Below are 18,261 nucleotides of genomic sequence, written 5' to 3'. Positions count from 1 at the left end.
GGCCCCCCGCGCACCCTCCGGCGCCTCCGGCCCCTCCCGTCGTCTTAGCAGGTCGATCGGGACGGAACGGTGACATTCACGAGGATCTTTCGTGTCCTGCGGTGTGATTATCTAGCGCCGTGTGCGCGAGCGGATGCGCACGGGGGTGGGGCCGGGCGGTGCCGGGCCGTGCGAGGGGAGAACACCACAGTGAACGGGCAGCCGATATCGGGGGCATCGGTCGGAGCGACCGGGCGGCGCGGCCGGCGCGGGGGCGTCAGGCTGCAGGCCCTGGCGGCGGGGGCGCTGCTCCTCGTGCTCACGGCCTGCGGCGGCGGTGAGACGGCGAACGGCGGTGCGGGGGGCCAGGGCCCGGCCGCGCAAGGCGGCGGCAAGCAGGACAACGCGGCCTCGCAGGCGGTCGTGACGATCCTCCCGAAGGACGGTGCCGACGCCGTCGCGACCAGCGGGGTCCTCAAGGTCACCGCGGCGCAGGGCAAGCTGACCACGGTCACCGTCGCCGACTCCAAGGGCACCGCGGTCGAGGGCCGGATCGCGGCCGACGGCGCCAGCTGGACGCCGACCGCACATCTGGCCGCGGCCACGCAGTACAAGGTCCACGCGATCGCGAAGGACGCCGAGGGCCGCGAGTCGGCGAAGGACACCACCTTCACCACCCTCGTCCCGAAGAACACCTTCATCGGCCAGTACACGCCGGAGGACGGTTCGACCGTCGGCGTCGGCATGCCGGTGTCCATCAACTTCACCCGGGGCATCACCGACCCGGAGGCCGTCGAGAAGGCCATCAAGGTGACGGCCGTGCCGTCCGTGCCGATCGAGGGCCACTGGTTCGGGAACGACCGCCTCGACTTCCGCCCGGAGAACTACTGGGCCGCGGGCACCAAGGTGACGGTGCACCTCAACCTGGACGGCGTCGAGGGCCGCCCGGGCGTCTACGGCAAGCAGAAGAAGACGATCAGCTTCACCATCGGACGCCGCCAGGTCTCCACCGTCGACGCGAGCGCCAAGACGATGAAGGTCGAGCGCGACGGCAAGATCATCAAGACCCTCCCGATCACCGCGGGCGCGCCGTCCACGACCACCTACAACGGTCAGATGGTCATCAGCGAGAAGTACAAGGTGACCCGCATGAACGGGGCCACGGTCGGCTTCGGCGGCGAGTACGACATCAAGGACGTCCCGCACGCCATGCGCCTGTCCACCTCCGGCACCTTCGTGCACGGCAACTACTGGGCCGGGGCGGGCACGTTCGGTTCCGCCAACGTCAGCCACGGCTGCGTCGGCCTCCAGGACGCGCGGGGCGCGGGCGACGGCTCGATGCCGGCCGCCTGGTTCTACGACCGCTCGATCATCGGCGACGTGGTCGTCGTGAAGAACTCGAAGGACAAGCAGATCCAGCCGGAGAACGGTCTCAACGGCTGGAACATGGACTGGTCGGAGTGGATCAAGTAGTCCACCCGTGATCCGTCCGGGAGGGCCCGGTGCTGTGAGCAACGGCACCGGGCCCTCCCGCGTTAACGGACACTAACCTTCCTCCCATGACTGTGAACCTCGAAGTCGCCGAAGGCGTCGGCACGATCCGCCTCGACCGCCCCCCGATGAACGCCCTGGACGTCGCCACCCAGGACCGGCTGCGCGAACTCGCCCAGGAGGCGACCGACCGCGACGACGTGCGGGCCGTGATCATCTACGGCGGCGAGAAGGTGTTCGCGGCCGGCGCGGACATCAAGGAGATGCAGGTCATGGACCACGTGGCCATGGTCAAGCGCTCCCGCGCGCTCCAGGACTCCTTCACCGCCGTCGCCCGCATCCCCAAGCCGGTCGTCGCCGCCGTCACCGGCTACGCCCTCGGGGGCGGCTGCGAGCTCGCGCTCTGCGCCGACTACCGGATCGCCGCCGACAACGCCAAGCTCGGCCAGCCGGAGATCCTGCTCGGCCTGATCCCGGGCGCCGGCGGCACGCAGCGGCTGGCCCGGCTCGTCGGCCCCTCCAAGGCCAAGGACCTCATCTTCACCGGCCGGATGGTCAAGGCCGAGGAGGCCCTGACCCTCGGCCTGGTCGACCGCGTCGTCCCCGCCGCCGAGGTGTACGAGCAGGCGCACGCCTGGGCCGCCAGGCTGGCGCAGGGCCCGGCCGTCGCGCTGCGGGCCGCGAAGGAGGCGATCGACCAGGGCCTGGAGGCCGACATCGACACCGGCCTCGCCATCGAGCGCACCTGGTTCGCGGGTCTGTTCGCGACCGCCGACCGCGAGAACGGGATGCGCAGCTTCGTCGAGGAGGGCCCGGGGAAGGCGAAGTTCGCCTGAGGTGACAGACCATCATCCGTGGGGGCCGATTCCGCCGGAACGGCCCCCGCGACCGGCTCCGTGCGGCCATGATGGGGGGCATGGCGGGCCTGGAGGGTACGGAGCAGCCGTGGCAGCGCACCGGCGCCGCCGCGGCGCGGTGGTCACCGGCCGCGGAAGACGAACAGGCCGCCCACACAGTCGAGTTGTACGGCAACCCGGCCGAGGAGGACGTACGGCTGCCGTCCCGGCCCGAGTCCGCGTGGGTGGCCCGGAGGCTCACCCAGCACGTGGTGCTGCGGCAGTGGGCGCTCGGCCCGCAGATCGCCGAGCACGCGGTGCTCCTGGTGTCGGAGCTGGTCGGGAACGCGGTCCGGCACACCGGCGCGCGGGTCTTCGCGCTGCGCCTGCAGCGGCGGCGCGGCTGGATCCGGGTCGAGGTGCGCGACCCCTCGCGCGGACTGCCCTGCCTGATGCCGGTGCACGAGCTCGACACGAGCGGCCGGGGCCTCTTCCTGGTCGACAAGCTCTCGGACCGGTGGGGCGTGGACCTGGCCCCCCGCGGCAAGACGACCTGGTTCGAGATGCGGGTCGCCGACCGCCCCTGAGCGGCGCGCGCTCCGGATGAGGAGCGCCCCCGGACGCACGTGAGCCCCCGTGCGCCGTGGTGGGGCGCCCTGGGGGCTCTCGTGTGATGCGCCGTGGACGGGGGGGTGTATCCACGGCCGCTGTGTCGACCTGGCCCGGGTCAATGGGGGTCGTTCCCTCGACTATGGCAGACAGGTGGCCCGACCGCCAAAAGTCCCTAGTGGGGCAAAACGGACTATAGATGGACACTTTAATAGTGAATCGTTGGTGACGTGTCGCACTCACCTTGCAAACAGTGAATGACTATGCGGTTCGATGGTTGTTCCTCGGGGTCGTCCGCATGCTGGACGCCCGTCGGGTGACCGTAAACGTCCTGAATTGGCGTAATCGTTACGAACCGGGCTCTACCACCCTTAAATGGTCGCGTGAAGCCGATCGACCGCCGCGGAGTCCTCCGCGCGGGCGCGACCGCGGCCCTCGCGGGAGCCCTCGCCACCGCCTGCGGCACGGACCCCCGCCCCGCCGGGCCCGCGCCCCGGCGCCCCGCCCCCGCACCCGTCGCGGCCCCCGCCCCCCGCAGCCTTCCCGGACAGCCGGCCGAGATCGTCCACGGCCCCCGCGACCGGCCCCGGGTCGCGCTCACCTTCCACGGCCAGGGCGACCCCGCCCTCGCCCGCACCCTCCTCGGCCAGGCCGAGAAGGCCGGCGCCCGCGTCACCGTCCTCGCCGTCGGCAGCTGGCTCGACCAGCACCCCGACCTCGCCCGCCGCGTCCTCGACGGCGGGCACGACCTCGGCAACCACACCCAGCGGCACATCGACGTCAACGGCATGACCGAGACCGAGGCCCTCGCCGAGATCGAGGCCTGCGCCGCCCGGCTGCGCCGGCTCACCGGCTCCATCGGCACCTGGTTCCGGCCCTCCCGCACCCAGCACGCGGCCCCCGCCGTCCTGCACGCCGCCCGACGCGCCGGATACCCCCACGTCCTCTCGTACGACGTCGACTCCCTCGACTTCACCTCGCCCGGCGCCCCCGCCGTCGTCCGCAACGTCACCGGATCCGTCCGTGCCGGATCCGTCGTCAGCCTGCACTTCGGCTACCCGGACACCGCCGCCGCGCTGCCCCTCCTCCTCGCCGAACTCGACCGCCGCGGACTGCGTGCGGTCACCACCACGGAGCTGCTGACCTGATGGCACACCCCCCGCAGAGACACCCCGCGCGGCCCCACCGCACCCGGCCGCCCCTCGCGCGCCGGACCCGGGTCCTCCTCGCCGCCGCCCTGCTCGCCGCGCTCGCCGGCTGCGGCGGGGGAGACCCGGGCGGCGCCGCCCCGGTGAAGAAGGCCGCGCCCGCCGTCCCGAAGCCCCCCGCGGCCCCCGCCGGACTCCCCGGGATGCCGCCGCTCCTCGACCCGAAGGACGTCTACGCCGCCGACCGGCCCGACAAGCTCTCCCCGGTCGTCAAGGACTTCCCCTCCCGGGTCTACGTCCCCAACACCAACTCCCGCACCGTCTCCGTCATCGACCCGGCCACCTACCAGGTCGTCGAGACCATCCCCGTCGGCGACCAGCCCCAGCACGTCGTGCCCTCCTGGGACCTGAAGACCCTCTGGGTCAACAACAACCGGGGCCACACCCTGACCCCCATCGACCCGGCCACCGGCCGCGCCGGCAAGCCCGTCGAGGTCCACGACCCCTACAACCTCTACTTCACCCCCAACGGCAGGTACGCCGTCGTGATGGCCTCCCTCGACCGCGAACTCGTCTTCCGCGACCCGCACACGATGGAGCGGAGGAAGTCCGTCCCGGTCAGCTGCTACGGCGTCAACCACGCCGACTTCTCCGCCGACGGCCGCTACTTCGTCGTCTCCTGCGAGTTCTCCGGCGAACTCCTGAAGGTCGACACCGAGAAGATGGAGGTGATCGGCCAGCAGAAACTGCCCTTCCAGGGCGCCATGCCGCAGGACGTGAAGATCTCCCCGGACGGCAGGACCTTCTACATCGCCGACATGATGGCCCACGGCATGTGGGTCCTCGACGGCGAGAAGTTCACCACCCCGACCCTGATGCCCACCGGCAAGGGCGCCCACGGGCTCTACGTCAGCCGGGACTCCCGCGAGATGTACGTCCCCAACCGCGGCGAGGGCTCCGTCTCGGTCTTCGACTTCGAGAAGAACCGGCTGACGAAGAAGTGGTGGCTGCCGGACGGCGGATCCCCCGACATGGGCGGCGTCTCCGCGGACGGCAAGGTCCTCTGGCTCTCCGGCCGCTACGACTCCGAGGTGTACGCGATCGACACCGCGACCGGCAAGCAACTGGCCCGCATCCCGGTCGGCAGCGGCCCCCACGGCCTCGCCGTCTACCCGCAGCCGGGGCGCTACTCGCTCGGCCACACGGGGGTCTTCCGCTAGGCCTAGGGCCTGTCCTGCCGATCAGGCCGGGCTCGCGGGCCCGGGCCGGGCGGTCAGCCCGCGACCAGGAGGGCCTCCGAGGCCACCGGCCGGTAGCCGGCCGCCTGGAAGGCGCGGACGCTCCGGGCGTTGCCCGGGGACTGCTGGGCCCACACCACGCCGTCCGGCGTCAGGTGCCGGGCCGCGGTGGCCAGCGCCCGGCCCAGGCCCCGGTGCCGTACGTCCTCGTCGACCTCGACCGCCGCCTCCCAGCGGCCCGCCACGCCCCGGCCCAGCACCACGAGACCGCCGTCCGCCGCCCACACCCGGACCTCGTCGCGGAACTTCAGGGCCCGCGCGACCCGGGGGTGGTCCGGGTCGGCGATCTCCCGCAGCTCCAGCGGGGGCGGGCCCGGCAGGGCGTCGGCGACGGTGAGCAGGTCGATCGTGTTCATGTGCCGGCCGGTGCGGGCCATCAGCGCCACCAGGAAGGCCGGGTTCATGCTGGCCGCCAGCGGGTCGCTCGCCGTCGCCGCGAGCGCGGACCGCACCCACTCCGGGTCGGCGTCCGTGAAGACCACCGAATGCGCGGTGAAGGCGAGCACCCCCGCGTCCCGGGGGCCCGGCTGCGGCACGACCGACGTCGTCCCGTCCGGGGGAGGGAACGCCCCGCGCGCCGCCGCCGCCAGGATCCGTGCCACCTCGTCGCTCATACCCCCATCATCCGGCAGGGCCGGGCCAGCTAATCTGACCCCCGTCAGAGAAGCACCAAGAAGGGGCGGAAGCAGTGGCGGACATCGACTCGGCACGTACGGCATTCAACAAGTTCGACGCCGACGGGGACGGTTTCATCACGGCCGCGGAGTACAAGAGCCTCATGGCGCAGCACGGCGACTTCCACGTCACCGAGTCGGTCGCCGAGGTGCTCATCAAGCAGCGTGACGACAACGGCGACGGCGTCCTCTCCTGGGACGAGTTCTGGGCCCACTACAGCAAGGCCTGACCCACCCGCCCCGACGGGCCGCAACACCGCGTTGCCGCCCGTCCGGGGCCCGGTGACGCCCGTCCGGTGACACCTCCCGGACGCGCACGGACGCGGACGAGCACGGACGCGCACGGACGCGGACGCGCACCGACGCGCACTCCTCGGCGCACGGACGCCCGCGTCCGCGCTCCGCCGCCGCGGCCACCGCCGCGCCCCGCCGGCAGCCCCCGCGCGACCATCGCGACCCGCGTCCCGCGGCCCCCGGCCGCCTCCCGCACCCCTCCCGCCGAGCCGCTCGGCGCGGCGCCGGCCGCCGGCCGATCCGCACGGGACCTCTCCCCGTGCGTTCCCGTGACGTCTTCCGGGACGCCCCCGCGCGGCCCCCGCCGCCCGTCCGTCCGCCCCGTGCCCGTGGCACGTCGCTGCATCACATGCCGGTGGCCGGATCCGGGCCCGGCGCGCGAACGATCTCCGCCGCGCTTCCCACCTGGCCTTTTGGCCGGAAGACGAGGGTCCGCCCAGGGCTTCGCCCCGTACTCCCGCGCAGGTCGTGAGGCAGCTCATTGCCAGGCAGCTTCCTGGCCTGTCCGGAAGCGGACAGCCGGGGGCCCCCGGTGATTACCTCTAGGTGTGCAGCCGGGGAGGCCGAAAAGCCACCGGCCGCCAAGGACCTCCAGACACGCACGTACGCCGCACTCGTACCGCATCCGCAACCGGAACGGAGACCCACATGTCCTGTCGCTCCCGCCGCGCAAGCAGTGTCCTCGCCGCCGTCGCCGCCGCCGTCCTCGGCGGACTGGTGCTGGCCTCCCCGGCCGAGGCCGCCCCCGCCGCCCCGCACACCGTCGCCCAGCGCGGCGACGACTTCGTCTGGCCGACCCCGCCGCACCCGCAGATGCCCGACCTCCCGTGCGTCCCGACGCTGCCCGGCATGCCCTGCGTCATCGACCTCCCGGACGACTTCGTCTGGCCCATCGCCCCCCGGGACTGACCACCATGAACACCATGACCGCCGCCACGGCCGCCGCCCCGCTTCAGATCCACTCCCGGCGGGTCGCCTGCACCCCCGCCTCGAACCGGCTCGACGCGCCCAGCCGCTCCATCAGGTCGGCCACGATCCGCCGCTCCGTCCGCACGCCGATGCCCAGCGCCCGCGCCACGGCCTCGTCGGTGAGACCGCTCGCCAGGAGCTGGAGCAGCTTGCGCTCCTGCGGGGTGAGCCCGCCGGGCAGGGCGTCCCCCGGCCCGTTCAGCGGCGAGGCGTGCTCCCAGTAGGCCTCGAACAGGGCGCGCATGGCCATGACCACCGGCTGGCTGCTGAAGAGCAGCGCGGACGGCTGGGCCTGGCCCGGCAGCCCGGCCACCACCGCCGCCGTCGTGTCCACGATGAGCAGCCGCATCGGAAGCGTCGGCGAGGTGCGGATCTCGCTGCTCCGCTCCGCCATCCACTGGGCGTGCGCCCGGGTGACCCGGTCGCCGGCGACGCTGTCCAGGTAGATGGTCCGGAAGCGGACGCCCCGCTCCATGGCCCGCTCGTTCAGGGGCCGGCCGGCCTCGACGGACTCCTCCGTCAGGGCCTTGCCGGGATGGAAGGCGAGCGACTCGCGCGTACAGGACTCGGCCAGGGCCTCCAGCCGGGTGCGGATGTCGTCGACGTTGTCGAGGTGCTCCGCCCCGTCCAGACCGCCCGACCGGCCCGAGGCCGTGTACTCGGCGGCGAGCGCGGCGAGCGCGGCCCGGTTCTGCTCGATCCGCTGCTGCCGCGAGGCGAGTTCGCGCTCCTCGCGCTGGAGCAGCACCTTCAGGCCGAGCGACGGGTTCACCGCGCGCATCCGGCCCGGGGTGTCCCGGGACGGGGCCAGCAGGGAGAGCCTTGTCAGCAGGTCGAGCGCCTCCGCGACCTGCTCGGTCGTACAGCTCAGCAGTTTCGCCAGACGCTCGGGATCGTGCTCCTTGTGGAACAGGATCGCGCGGTACACGCCCAGCGTGTGTTGGTCGAGCGACGAGACCTCGTCCACGGTGTCCCCCAACGGTCGTACCGCCCCGGGGTCGATCGGGGCGGAGTTCCGAACCGGGGCCGGTGCCCCATGCGCCCGAGCGCCCCGGTCCACCCCATTCACCAGATCATCACGCTACCTGTTCGACGATCTCCTCGAAAGGGACGTCACGTGCTCCAGACCGGTTCCTCCCCGCCGCGGCTCGACGGTCTCGTCGTCCTCGTCGTCGACGCCACCACGGGTGTCGGCCGGGAGCTCGCGACCCGGCTGAGCGCCGCCGGAGCGGTCGTCGCCGTCGTCGGCGCCGGCCATCCCGACCGCGGCGACGACGCCGCCACCAACGCCGCCTTCCTCTGCAAGGCGCTCAGCGACGCGGGGCTGCTCGCCCTGCCGTACCGGATCGACGTCCGCGATCCCGCCGAGGCCGGCCGGCTGCCCGCGCAGATCGCCGCCGACGCGGCGCCGGTGAACGCCGCGGTCGTCGTCCTGCCGGCGCCGGACGCCCCCGGTGAACTGACGGACGCCTTCCGCGCCGTGTCGGCCGCCCTCGCGGCCGCCCTGCCGCCCGGCGCCCGGTACATCGAGCGCACTCCGGCCGCCGCGGCCGGACCGGAGACGACGACGGCCGGGGACCGCACCTGGCTCCGCTCCGTCGTCGACAGCCTGGCCGCCGACGCGGCACGGGCGACCAGCCGCTGAGACCGGCGGTCCGCGAGGGCCGCCGCCACAGAAGTCACCACGGGGGAGAATCATGTCCATTCGCGTCGTCGTGGCAGGTGACCACCAACTGGTCCTGGAAGCCTTCGCCGAGACCCTGAACGGCACCAACGGCCTGGACGTCGTGGGACTCGCCACGACCTTCGAGGCGGTGCTCCCGGCCGTCCAGCGGCACCGGCCCACGGTGCTCCTGCTCGGCGAGAGCACCATGGGGGGCAAGGCGCTGCACGCCGCCACCCAGGTGCGCTCGCACCACCCGGCCTGCGGCGTGGCGCTGATGGTCGGCTCGGCCACGCCGTCCGTGGTGGACCGGGCGGTGGCGGCCGGCGCCCTCGGCGTCGTCCCCAAGACGGCCCGGCTGCCGCAGCTGATCACCACCCTCGTGGGGGTCGCGGGAGGCTGCCTCACCGTCGACCCGGGACTGCTGCGGACGCCGGCGGCGGGGGAGACGGTGCTCAGCGTCCGGGAGACGGACGTGCTGCGGCTGACCGCCGGCGGGGCGACCGTCAAGGAGATCGCGGGCGAGCTCTACCTCGCGGCGGGGACGGTACGGAACCTCACCTCGGCGGCGATCAAGAAGCTGGGCGGGCGCAACCGGTTCGACGCGGCGCGCATCGCGGCCGAATGCGGGCTGCTGTGAGGGCGGCGGCGGGGCCCGGACGCGCGCCGGCCCCGGCACGAGGCGTGCCGGGGCGGGGCTTCACGACAAGGTGGAGCAGGGCGCTCCGTGCGCTCCTACTTCTCCAGGCAGAACTCGTTGATCGGGTAGCCGACATGACGGTCGGCCGTCGGCAGGTGACCCAGGATGCGGTCGCCCGGCTTGAGTTCGGTGCTGTTGAGCACCGAGGCGCCGGGGCCGAGGACCCGGACGTGCCAGTCGTCCTGGAGGATCAGGTTGACCGTCTGCCCGCTCGGCGCGACCGCGTCGATGGAGATGAGCGGACGGGTCTCGATCTTCACCCGGCCGACGCTGACCGGCCGGGTGCGGCCGTCGACGTCGACCGCCAGGACGGAGCTGCCGGCGTGCAGCTCGCTCAGGTAGTGGGTGCGGCCGTTCTGCCCCACGGTGTACGAGTGCAGGGCGCCCGCGTTCACCCGGAACGGGCGGGTCGGCATGTACGGCAGCGGGTGGGTCTCGCTGACGCACAGGACCATGCCCTTGGAGTGGGAGCCCACCAGGATGCCCTCGTCCTTGCGGAAGTGGGTCGTGGTGTCGACGCAGGCACGCTCGCCCATGCCGATGTGCGTGGTCGCCGTGACCTCCAGCTCGACCAGGGAGATCTCCCCGCCGTGCGCGGTCGCCGCGGTCCGCAGGGCCGTCGCGTCGCCGACCGTGCGGCCCCGCATCAGGACCCCGTCCGAGCCGTGCTCCAGGACGCCGTACAGGATCTCGGCCTCCTCGGTGTCGGCGGCCGTCGTCACGATGGAGCCGGGCGCGCCCGAGGCGGCCGCGATGACGATCTCCAGCGGGATCTTCGTCGGGTCGCGGAAGTCGAGGACGCTCCACGCCTCCAGCCGGGCCGCCAGGCAGGCGTCCTCCAGCGTGTCGGCGTCGACGATCTCCACGTACCGGCCGAACTGCACGTCCGGGTGGGCCGCTTCGAGCTCGGCCCGGGCGTCCCGCGGGCCGGGGACGATCACGACGTCGGCCTCGCCGAGGTCGGCGGGCACGGTGGCGGCGCCGTCCTCGAAGAGCAGGACCTTGCGGACCGTGGGCGGCAGGCCGGCGAACACGGCCGGGTCGGCGGCGACGATGCCGTCGATCTTCTGGTGCACGGCCTCCTCGAGGACGGCGGCGGTGGCGGCGCCGGCCTCACGGATGTCAAGCCAGCACAGTTTGGCGTCCGTCATGATGCGGACCTCCTGTCAGATGGTCGAGAGACGTGCCGTCGAGCGACGGGCCGTCGTGGTGGGTGTCGTCGTGGTGCGGGTCGTCGAGCGGTGTGCCGTCGAGGTGGTCGGGGGTGAGGCGTTCGCTGTGAAGCCGCTCCCGGTCGCCCGCCTCGCTGAACGGGCCGGTGGTGAAGTGCTGTTCGGGGAAGTGGTGCACGATCCTGGCGACCTTCGCCGCCAGCGCCCGCGGGTCCTTGGCCTGGAAGATGTTGCGGCCCATGGCCACCCCGCCCGCCCCTCCGGCGATGGCGTCCCGGACGTACGCCAGGACGTCCTCCTCCTTCTCCAGGGCGGGTCCGCCGGCCACGAGCACCGGCACCGGGCAGGCCGCGGTCAGGTCGAGCATCTCCGCGGTGGATCCGAGGAAGACGGTCTTGACCAGGTCCGCGCCCAGGTCCGCGGCGATCGTCACGGCGTGCGCCACGACCGCGGGGTCCCGGGGGTCGCTGATCCGCGGCCCGCGGGGGTACACCATCGCGAGCAGCGGCAGGTTCCAGCGGTCGCAGGCGTCGGCGATCCGTCCGAGGTCGCCGATCTGCTCCCGCTCGTCGTCGGAGCCGAGGTTGACGTGGACGCTGACCGCGTCCGCGCCGAGGCGCAGGGCCTCCTCGACGCCGGCGACGACGTACTTGGCGTTGGGGTCGAGCGCCTGGCTGGTGCTCGCGTTGAGGTGGATGATCAGCGACATCGCGGCGAACCGCTCCGGGCTGATGTGCCGGACGCTGCCCTTGTGGACGACGACGGCGTCGGCGCCGCCGGCCGCGATCCGGGCGGCGAGCTGGTCCAGCGTCGTGCCCTTGGGCACCACGGGACCGTCGTGGATCGAATGGTCGAGAGGGGTGATCATCAGGCCGGCCGTGCTGTGGCGGTAGAGCCGCCGAAGCCGCAGCGACCGGGCGAAGTGGCCGAAACCGGTCATGGAACGCCCTTTCTGGTTCGCGAGGAGGCGTGATCGGGCTGGTGACCCGCGCCGCTCACGCGGACGGGGTCGTCCCGCGCGGTGGCTCCGCGCGGGGAGCTGAGGGCCGGCCCGCCGCCGCGCGGTCCGCCCGCGGCGGTGCCGAGGGCGCCCGACGCGACGGGGTCCGGCGGCGAGACGGAGCGGAGGTAGGCGCGGTCCGGCTTGCCCGAGGGGGTGAGGGGCAGCCGCGGCCAGACCGAGACGCGTACCGGAGTGTGCTCCGGGGTCAGCGCCGCGGCCACGTAGCCCCGCAGGTCGCAGGAGGTGTGCCCGGCCCCCGAGTACAGCTCCACGGCCGCGTGCACCTGCTCCACCCAGTCGCGGTCCCGCACCCCGAACACCGTCGCCTGACGCACCTGCGGATGGCGCATCAGCGCCTCCTCGATGGCCGCCGGGTCCAGCTTGAGCCCGCCGTGCTTGATCACGTCGCCCACCCGGCCGTCGAGCCGGAGGTAGCCGTACCGGTCCCAGTGCCCCAGGTCCCCGGTGCACAGCCAGCCGTCGCGGAAGACCGTCCCGGTGCGCTCCTCGTCGCCGAGGTAGCCGGCCGTGACCGTCGGCGAGCTGATCCAGATCTCGCCCGACACCCCCCGCTCCACCTGGGGGCCGCCGCCCGGACCGCGGATCTCGACCCGCACCCAGGGGAAGGGGCGGCCCGCCGAGCCGAGCAGCTCGGGCTCCCGGTGGTCCAGCGGGTTGAGGCTGCTGATGCCGCCCGCCTCCGTCGTCCCGTACACCTGGATGAGCACGTCGCCGAAGAGCTCGACGGCCCGCGCCACCCGCGTCGGCGCGGCCGGGGTGCCGCTGTAGGTGATGCGGCGCAGGGACGACAGGTCGGTCCGCGGGGCGGCCGGATGGTCCAGGAGCCGGTAGAGGTGCGGGACGGCGAGGTACACGTCGGTGACCCCGTGCCGCTCGAAGGCGTCCAGGACGTCGCCCGCGTCGAACTCGTCGTGCAGCACGACCCGTCCGCCGCTCGCGAGCACCGCGTCGGCCATCGGCGCGGTCGTGTGGCTGATCGGCGTGACGGACAGCAGCGTCGCGGGTCCCCGGGGATCGAGGCCATGGGCGAGGCGGCTGACGAGCTCCTCACGCGTGTCGTACCGCTGGGCGACCATCTTCGGCCGTCCGGTGCTCCCGCTGGTGAACTCGACGGTCGCGAGGTCCTCCGGGCGCGGCTCGGGCAGCCGGGCCGGCAGCGCCTCGGCGGATCCGGCCGCCGTCCCCCAGGGGACGGTCAGCGCGGTCACGGCCGGGACGCGGCGGGTGAGCCAGTCGCCGCGCTCGGCGCTCTCGTCGTCGACGAGCAGCACCGACACCCGCAGGTCCTCCAGGAGTCGGGCCTGGGTGGAGACCGAGAAGGTCTCCGTGTCGGTCCGCGGGTTCATCGACCGCACGTACACGGAAGTGGCGCCCAGGAGATGGACGGCGTACCGGGCGCCGAGCATCAGCGGCCGGTTGGGGCCGGTCAGCACGGCGACGGTGTCACCGGGGCGGACGCCGCGGGAGTGCAGCAGGGCCGTGGTGGCCCGCACCGAGCCGGCGAGCCGGCCGGCGGTGACGGCCTCGTCGGCGCGGTGGATCACCACGCGCCCCGGGTCCTTTCCGAGGGCGTCGAGAATGCGGCGTACGTACATGGTTCCTCCTTTCCGGAACGAGGAGTTCGGTGGTGCGGAAGAAGTCAGGAGATGCGCATCTGCGCCATCATTCCCATGGCGCTGTGGTCGATCATGTGGCAGTGGTAGGGAAAGACGCCGCGGTGGGTGTCGAAGGTCAACTGGAGTTTCGCGGTCTGCCCCGGGAAGAGGAGCACGGTGTCCTTGAGGCCGGCCTCCGCCGGATAGACCGGCATTCCGTCCCTTTCGAGGATCCGGAACTGCACCAGGTGGGTGTGGAAGTTGTGCGGGACGGTCGTGCTGGTGTTCTTGACCGTCCACACCTCGGTGGACCCCCAGGCGATCTCGGTGTCGATCCGGTCGTGGTCGAAGGTCTTCTCGTTGATGTAGGCGAGGTGGCCGGTGCCCGGCTCGTCCATCCGCAGTTCGAAGCTCCGCTCCACGGTCGGCGCGGGCAGCGGCGGCAGGGTGGTGAGGACGTCCGGCACCCGGCTGGTGTCGGGCACCTTCTCCTCGACGTCGAAGCGCATGACCTGCCCGACGAGCTCGGTCGGCCCGGGGCCCAGCATGTTCGCCAGGGTGACCTGGGTGCCCGGGGCGTACCGGGAGAAGTCGATGACGAAGTCGGCCCGCTCGCCGGGGGAGAGGACGACCACCGGCGAGGGCGCGGGTGCCGGCAGGAGGCCGCCGTCCGAGCCGACGTGGATGATCGGGCTGCCGTCGGACAGCGCCATCACGAAGATCCGCAGGTTGCAGGAGTTGACCATCCGGAAGCGGTACTTGCGCGCCTTGACCTTCATGTACGGCCACGGTGCCCCGTTGACCAGGAGGGTCGTGCGGTTGAGGGCGTCGTCCATCGTGTAGACCATCTGCCCCGCCGCGTCGAAGTGCGCGTCCCGGAGGATCAGCGGCACCTCGTACGGCCCCGAGGGCAGTCCGAGCGCGTCCTCGGCCTCGTCGCCGAGGAGGTAGAGCCCGGACAGGCCCCGGTAGACGTGCTCGGACTCCGTGTGGTGCGCGTGGTCGTGCGTCCACAGCGTGGCGCCCACCTGGCGGTTGGCGTACACGTACGTCTTCGAACGGCCCGGCTGGATCAGGTCCATCATCCCGCCGTCCTGGTCCTGCGGGTTGTTGCCGCCGTGCAGGTGGACCGAGGTCGGCGCGGACAGCGCGTTGATCTGCTTCACGACCGTCGTGCGCCCGCTGCGGGCCCGGATCGTGGGGCCGGGGAACGTGCCGTTGTACGTCAGGACCTCGGTCCGCAGCCCGGGCAGGATCCCGACGCGCGCCCGGCGCATGGTGACCGCGTAGTAGTCGGCCGACCGGGTCCGCCGGTACGGGGCGAGGACCCGGGGGCGCGGCAGCGGCACGGTGAACGGGGTGACCGCGGGCGGGCCGGCGGGCGGCTCGGCGGCCACCGCCTGCGTACCGGAGGTGAGGCTCTGGAACACCCCGCCGGCCGCGCCGACAGCGCCGACGGCACCGGCCGTGAGTCCGAGTCGTATCGCGTTGCGGCGAGAGAACACAGCGGATTCCTAACGTGACGGTTTTCCGGGAACGGTGGTGAATTCGTTCTCCGAGCATGGGCGCGAATCGCCGGAACTCCGAGCGCGGGCGCCCCGGTTCTTGCATGTGTCACGCGATCGATGACCTCGGTCATATCCGCCGGTCGGTACGGGAATCCGGCACTCCGGGATGACGGGAGTCACGGCGCGAAATGCGGTCCGTCACGCCCCCGCCGGGAAATGTCACCGGATCCGGCGGCCGCGGATCGGGCGCGGGCTCCCCGCGCGAGAGTGGTGCCCGGCGTCTGCCCTGCGTACGGCGCCCCTTCCGTCCGCCGGCCCCCGGGGCCCGCACGGCCCCGGCGCCGGACCGTCATCCTCGCGCCCACGGAGGCACCGTGCAGACCACGCAGACCCCCTCGGACACCGGCCCCCTCCCCCTCGAACCCGCCCGCGCCGTACCGGCGTTCACCGGCGGCGTCCGCGTCCTCTTCGCCGCCGGCGACGGCGACGTCGCGACCCTCGCCGGACCCGCCACCTCCCTCGCCCTCCGCCCGATCCGGGACGGCGTCCGGACCGCCCTGGAGCGGCTCGCCGAAGGACCCCTGCCCGCAGAGGAGTTGTACGAGGGGCTCCGCCCCGCCGAGCGCGTCCGGTTCGACCGGGTCCTCGACCGCGCCCGGCACCTGGTCGCCCACGCCGTCCTCTCCCGCGGCGGCCGCCGCGAACTGCTCCGCCTGGAACCGGTGGCGCGTGACGCGGCGTACGAGCCGGTCCGCGTCCCCGCCGGCGCCACCGTGCGCCTCTCCCGCTTCGCCTTCTGCCGCACCCGGGACGGCGCCCTCGTCCTGGAGTCGCCGCTCGTCAAGCTGCGGGCGGTGCTCACCGACCCGGCGGCCCGGACACTGGCCGCCGCGCTGGGCGAGCCCGGCACCCCCGCCCGGCTCGGCGCGGACGCCGGACTCGACGAGGCCGGCACCACCGACGTCCTCGGCCACCTCGTGGGCGCCGGTTTCGCCGAACTCGCCGACGAGGACGGGGTCTTCGCCTCCGACGGCGAACCCGTGCTGCGCCAGTGGGACTTCCACGACCTCCTCTTCCACTCGCGCATCCGCTCCGGCCGGTACGACGACGTCTTCGGCGCCGTCTACCCGCACCGCGGGGCCATCGAGCCCCGGCCGGCCGTGCGCCCCGTCCCCGAGGGCCCCTCCGTCCCCCTCCACCGGCCGACCCGGGAGGAGATCGCCGCGCACGACCCGTCCCTCACCACCGCGATCGAGACCCGGCGGTCCATCCGCGGCTACGGCGACGAGGAGATGACCGCCCGCCAGCTCGGCGCGTTCCTCTACCGCGTCGCCCGCGTCCGCGCCCACTACACGCCGGAACCGGGCAGCGAGCGCGACGAGGTCGTCTCCCGCCCCTACCCCAGCGGCGGCCAGGGCTACGAGCTGGAGCTGTACGTCACCGTGCGGCGCTGCGCGGGCCTGGCCCCCGGCATCTACTACTACGACCCCGTCGGCCACCGGCTCGTCCTGCGCAACGAGGAGGAGGCCGACCGCGAGTCGCTCTTCCACGTGGCCTCCCGGGCCACCGGCATGGAGGCGCGTCCCGACGTCCTCGTCACCGTCACGGCCCGCTTCCAGCGCATGTCGTGGAAGTACCGGGCCATCGCCTACGCGACCACGCTCCGCCACACCGGGGTGCTCTACCAGACGATGTACCTGGTCGCGACGGCCCTCGGGCTGGCCCCCTGCGCCCTGGGCAACGGCGACGCCGACATGTCCGCGCGGGTGCTCGGCCTGGACTACCTCCAGGAGTCCTCGGTGGGCGACTTCCTGCTCGGCAGCCGGCGCCCGGACGACTCCGTCGCAGGTGAGCCGGGTGACGGGTGGCGGATGCTCAACAACCCCGAGTGGTCCCTTCCCGAGAACGCCTGAGCCCTACCGGCATGACGCCGGTTATTCCGGGCGTGATAAACGTCAGGCGGAACTCGGAAGGTCTGGTGCGGGGCAGGGCGGGTCAGCATTATTGGTGTTGCAGCCGAACGGTTGCCGAGAAGAATTCGGAAAGGAATTCAGAATGAGCATCGACGACATCAAGCAGGGCCAGGACGCGGACAAGGCGTTCGAGAACTTCGACGTCGACGAGCTGGAGACCCTCGAGGTCGCCCAGGGCGTGGCCCTCCCGGAGATGGGTGCCTCCAGCGGCTCGATCGGCACCTCGTCCTCCAGCTCCTCCACCTGCTCCGCCTGCTGAAAACCCCCCAACCGAAACGCTGAAAGGAAACACACCATGAGCATCGACGACATCAAGAACGGCGACGACGCGGCCTTCGACAACTTCGACGTCGCGGAGCTGGAGACCCTCGAGGTCGCCCAGGGCGTGGCCCTCCCGGAGATGGGTGCCTCCAGCGGCTCGATCGGCACCTCGTCGTCGTCCTCCTCGACCTGCTCGGCCTGCTGACCGGGTAACCGAGGCTGAACGCACGACGCACGAAGGATGCGACCGCCCGGCTCCGGCCGGGTGGCGCATCCTCGCGTGCGTCGCGGTGTTTCCGGGGGTGCGGGCCGTCAGCCCTCGGGGCCCTTTCGGCCGTCAGCCCTCAGGCCCTTTCGGCCGTGCGTCCCCAGGCCCTTTCGGCCGTGCGTCCCCAGGCTCTTTCGGCCGTGCGTCCCCAGGCTCTTTCGGCCGCGCAGGACCCCGTCAGCCGCGCAGGGCCACGTGGAAGGACGAGGCCCAGAGCACGACCGCCGCACCCAGACCCACCACGGTGCGGATCGTCTCCGCGGTGGTGCCGGCCGCCAGGACGACGAACCCCACCAGCGCGACCGCCGTCAGGAAGACCGCGGTCCACGTGTACTGACCCTGGTCGAAGAGGCGCGCGAGCGGGAAGAAGTGCAGGCCCACGACCAGGCAGATCCCGACCGGGATGAACTCCGGGTGGCCCGAGGCGTTCGACGCGGCGATGACCGCGAAGATCGCCACCAGCTCGGCCACGTTGACCAGCCCGACTCCCCGGTTCCACTTCTCCGGGAGGCGGACGAGGCGGGTGACCGGACCCGCGGTGCCCCGGAAGGCGAGCACCACCGCGCCGGCGGTCACGGCGGCCGCGACCACCCCGACCGCGACGGACACGGGCACCGCCGCTATTCCCGAACCGCCCGCGAAGGCCCATACGAGGGCGAAGACGGCGAGGACGATCGCCCCGCGGCGGCGCAGATTGCGCGTGAGTGCGAGGCACTCGGCGTCGGTGGTTTCCGTAGTCATGGCGCGGACCCTACAACCACACTCCTCGATGATCCGACCGCGTTGTCTGTTTTCAGCC

19 protein-coding genes are annotated in these 18,261 nt (G+C 72.8%); 12 read left to right on the top strand and 7 right to left on the bottom strand.

Going from position 1 to position 18,261, the window contains the following annotated elements; translation table 11 throughout:
• Positions 1-189: 189 nt before the first annotated feature.
• The 5 genes from ACY0MR_RS11840 (at position 190) to ACY0MR_RS11820 (ending at position 5,283) form a co-directional block, all read left to right on the top strand.
• A complete protein-coding gene (locus ACY0MR_RS11840; protein ID WP_392862323.1) occupies positions 190-1,452 on the top strand; it encodes a L,D-transpeptidase in 1,263 nt (420 codons plus the stop codon).
• Positions 1,453-1,538: 86 nt separating this feature from the next.
• A complete protein-coding gene (locus tag ACY0MR_RS11835; RefSeq protein ID WP_388793631.1) occupies positions 1,539-2,306 on the top strand; it encodes an enoyl-CoA hydratase/isomerase family protein in 768 nt (255 codons plus the stop codon).
• Between the two features lie 80 nt (positions 2,307-2,386).
• The gene (locus tag ACY0MR_RS11830) at positions 2,387-2,893 is read left to right on the top strand and encodes an ATP-binding protein (protein ID WP_361852203.1); all 507 of its coding nucleotides are present in this window, start codon (positions 2,387-2,389) and stop codon (positions 2,891-2,893) included.
• A 405-nt stretch (positions 2,894-3,298) separates the two neighbouring features.
• Positions 3,299-4,063 carry a polysaccharide deacetylase family protein gene (locus ACY0MR_RS11825; protein WP_404085374.1) on the top strand — a complete coding sequence of 255 codons (765 nt, stop codon included), beginning with the start codon at positions 3,299-3,301 and terminating at the stop codon, positions 4,061-4,063.
• Entirely contained in the window at positions 4,063-5,283 is a 1,221-nt protein-coding gene (locus tag ACY0MR_RS11820) for a YncE family protein (RefSeq protein WP_388793635.1), read from the top strand. The genes ACY0MR_RS11825 and ACY0MR_RS11820 overlap by 1 nt, the downstream gene beginning before the upstream one ends.
• A 53-nt stretch (positions 5,284-5,336) precedes the next feature.
• Here the strand turns inward: ACY0MR_RS11820 and ACY0MR_RS11815 are convergent, their stop codons facing one another.
• Positions 5,337-5,975: a GNAT family N-acetyltransferase gene (locus tag ACY0MR_RS11815; protein ID WP_388793637.1), complete on the bottom strand. Its 639-nt coding sequence runs from the start codon at positions 5,973-5,975 to the stop codon at positions 5,337-5,339.
• A gap of 74 nt (positions 5,976-6,049) precedes the next feature.
• Between ACY0MR_RS11815 and ACY0MR_RS11810 the strand changes: the two genes are divergently transcribed.
• Together ACY0MR_RS11810 and ACY0MR_RS11805 are read left to right on the top strand one after the other, a co-directional pair.
• Positions 6,050-6,265, top strand: coding sequence for an EF-hand domain-containing protein (locus tag ACY0MR_RS11810; RefSeq protein ID WP_030320427.1), 216 nt, complete (start codon positions 6,050-6,052; stop codon positions 6,263-6,265).
• Positions 6,266-6,977: 712 nt separating this feature from the next.
• Positions 6,978-7,238 (top strand): hypothetical protein, encoded by a 261-nt coding sequence (locus tag ACY0MR_RS11805; protein WP_361857698.1) that lies wholly within the window; start codon positions 6,978-6,980, stop codon positions 7,236-7,238.
• Positions 7,239-7,281: 43 nt separating this feature from the next.
• On the opposite strand, the gene ACY0MR_RS11800 is transcribed toward ACY0MR_RS11805, so the two are convergent.
• Positions 7,282-8,265 carry a helix-turn-helix transcriptional regulator gene (locus tag ACY0MR_RS11800; RefSeq protein WP_388793639.1) on the bottom strand — a complete coding sequence of 328 codons (984 nt, stop codon included), beginning with the start codon at positions 8,263-8,265 and terminating at the stop codon, positions 7,282-7,284.
• 150 nt (positions 8,266-8,415) lie between these two features.
• On the opposite strand from ACY0MR_RS11800, the gene ACY0MR_RS11795 reads away from it, so the two are divergent.
• Together ACY0MR_RS11795 and ACY0MR_RS11790 are read left to right on the top strand one after the other, a co-directional pair.
• Positions 8,416-8,943: a hypothetical protein gene (locus ACY0MR_RS11795; protein WP_388793641.1), complete on the top strand. Its 528-nt coding sequence runs from the start codon at positions 8,416-8,418 to the stop codon at positions 8,941-8,943.
• 52 nt (positions 8,944-8,995) lie between these two features.
• Positions 8,996-9,601, top strand: a complete 606-nt coding sequence (locus ACY0MR_RS11790; RefSeq protein ID WP_361857691.1) for a response regulator transcription factor — start codon at positions 8,996-8,998, stop codon at positions 9,599-9,601.
• A gap of 95 nt (positions 9,602-9,696) precedes the next feature.
• Here ACY0MR_RS11790 and ACY0MR_RS11785 read toward each other — a convergent pair whose 3' ends face one another.
• The 4 genes from ACY0MR_RS11785 to ACY0MR_RS11770 are packed head-to-tail and all read right to left on the bottom strand — an operon-like array spanning position 9,697 to position 14,957.
• Complete coding sequence (locus tag ACY0MR_RS11785) at positions 9,697-10,812, bottom strand: 3-dehydroquinate synthase II family protein (RefSeq protein ID WP_015036309.1); 1,116 nt, start codon at positions 10,810-10,812, stop codon at positions 9,697-9,699.
• The gene (locus ACY0MR_RS11780) at positions 10,784-11,773 is read right to left on the bottom strand and encodes a 2-amino-3,7-dideoxy-D-threo-hept-6-ulosonate synthase (protein ID WP_361857688.1); all 990 of its coding nucleotides are present in this window, start codon (positions 11,771-11,773) and stop codon (positions 10,784-10,786) included. The genes ACY0MR_RS11785 and ACY0MR_RS11780 overlap by 29 nt, the downstream gene beginning before the upstream one ends.
• Positions 11,770-13,452, bottom strand: coding sequence for a class I adenylate-forming enzyme family protein (locus ACY0MR_RS11775; RefSeq protein ID WP_473560635.1), 1,683 nt, complete (start codon positions 13,450-13,452; stop codon positions 11,770-11,772). Before ACY0MR_RS11775 ends, ACY0MR_RS11780 begins: the two co-directional genes overlap by 4 nt.
• 44 nt (positions 13,453-13,496) lie before the next feature.
• A complete protein-coding gene (locus ACY0MR_RS11770; RefSeq protein ID WP_361857682.1) occupies positions 13,497-14,957 on the bottom strand; it encodes a multicopper oxidase family protein in 1,461 nt (486 codons plus the stop codon).
• Between the two features lie 377 nt (positions 14,958-15,334).
• Here ACY0MR_RS11770 and ACY0MR_RS11765 point away from each other — a divergent pair, with 377 nt between their 5' ends.
• The 3 genes from ACY0MR_RS11765 (at position 15,335) to ACY0MR_RS11755 (ending at position 17,399) form a co-directional block, all read left to right on the top strand.
• Positions 15,335-16,873, top strand: coding sequence for a SagB/ThcOx family dehydrogenase (locus ACY0MR_RS11765; RefSeq protein ID WP_473560634.1), 1,539 nt, complete (start codon positions 15,335-15,337; stop codon positions 16,871-16,873).
• 142 nt (positions 16,874-17,015) lie between these two features.
• Complete coding sequence (locus ACY0MR_RS11760) at positions 17,016-17,192, top strand: thiazolylpeptide-type bacteriocin (RefSeq protein ID WP_073912617.1); 177 nt, start codon at positions 17,016-17,018, stop codon at positions 17,190-17,192.
• Between the two features lie 36 nt (positions 17,193-17,228).
• On the top strand, positions 17,229-17,399 hold the full coding sequence (locus ACY0MR_RS11755; protein ID WP_015036315.1) for a thiazolylpeptide-type bacteriocin: 171 nt from the start codon (positions 17,229-17,231) through the stop codon (positions 17,397-17,399).
• A gap of 240 nt (positions 17,400-17,639) precedes the next feature.
• Here ACY0MR_RS11755 and ACY0MR_RS11750 read toward each other — a convergent pair whose 3' ends face one another.
• Positions 17,640-18,203, bottom strand: coding sequence for a DUF7010 family protein (locus ACY0MR_RS11750; protein WP_388793649.1), 564 nt, complete (start codon positions 18,201-18,203; stop codon positions 17,640-17,642).
• Positions 18,204-18,261 lie beyond the last annotated feature (58 nt).

The organism is Streptomyces sp. JN8 (assembly GCF_055808075.1).
Note: the sequence above shows the minus strand (reverse complement) of the source record. Positions and strands in the feature narration are given on the sequence as shown.

Bases quoted from the DNA above. Each gene is read 5' to 3' on its own strand.
- ACY0MR_RS11790 (WP_361857691.1), top strand. From the start codon at position 8,996: ATGTCCATTCGCGTCGTCGTGGCAGGTGACCACCAACTGGTCCTGGAA.
- ACY0MR_RS11760 (WP_073912617.1), top strand. From the start codon at position 17,016: ATGAGCATCGACGACATCAAGCAGGGCCAGGACGCGGACAAGGCGTTC.
- ACY0MR_RS11835 (WP_388793631.1), top strand. From the start codon at position 1,539: ATGACTGTGAACCTCGAAGTCGCCGAAGGCGTCGGCACGATCCGCCTC.
- ACY0MR_RS11750 (WP_388793649.1), bottom strand. From the start codon at position 18,203: ATGACTACGGAAACCACCGACGCCGAGTGCCTCGCACTCACGCGCAAT.
- ACY0MR_RS11785 (WP_015036309.1), bottom strand. From the start codon at position 10,812: ATGACGGACGCCAAACTGTGCTGGCTTGACATCCGTGAGGCCGGCGCC.
- ACY0MR_RS11830 (WP_361852203.1), top strand. From the start codon at position 2,387: ATGGCGGGCCTGGAGGGTACGGAGCAGCCGTGGCAGCGCACCGGCGCC.
- ACY0MR_RS11805 (WP_361857698.1), top strand. From the start codon at position 6,978: ATGTCCTGTCGCTCCCGCCGCGCAAGCAGTGTCCTCGCCGCCGTCGCC.
- ACY0MR_RS11755 (WP_015036315.1), top strand. From the start codon at position 17,229: ATGAGCATCGACGACATCAAGAACGGCGACGACGCGGCCTTCGACAAC.
- ACY0MR_RS11780 (WP_361857688.1), bottom strand. From the start codon at position 11,773: ATGACCGGTTTCGGCCACTTCGCCCGGTCGCTGCGGCTTCGGCGGCTC.
- ACY0MR_RS11820 (WP_388793635.1), top strand. From the start codon at position 4,063: ATGGCACACCCCCCGCAGAGACACCCCGCGCGGCCCCACCGCACCCGG.
- ACY0MR_RS11815 (WP_388793637.1), bottom strand. From the start codon at position 5,975: ATGAGCGACGAGGTGGCACGGATCCTGGCGGCGGCGGCGCGCGGGGCG.
- ACY0MR_RS11775 (WP_473560635.1), bottom strand. From the start codon at position 13,452: ATGTACGTACGCCGCATTCTCGACGCCCTCGGAAAGGACCCGGGGCGC.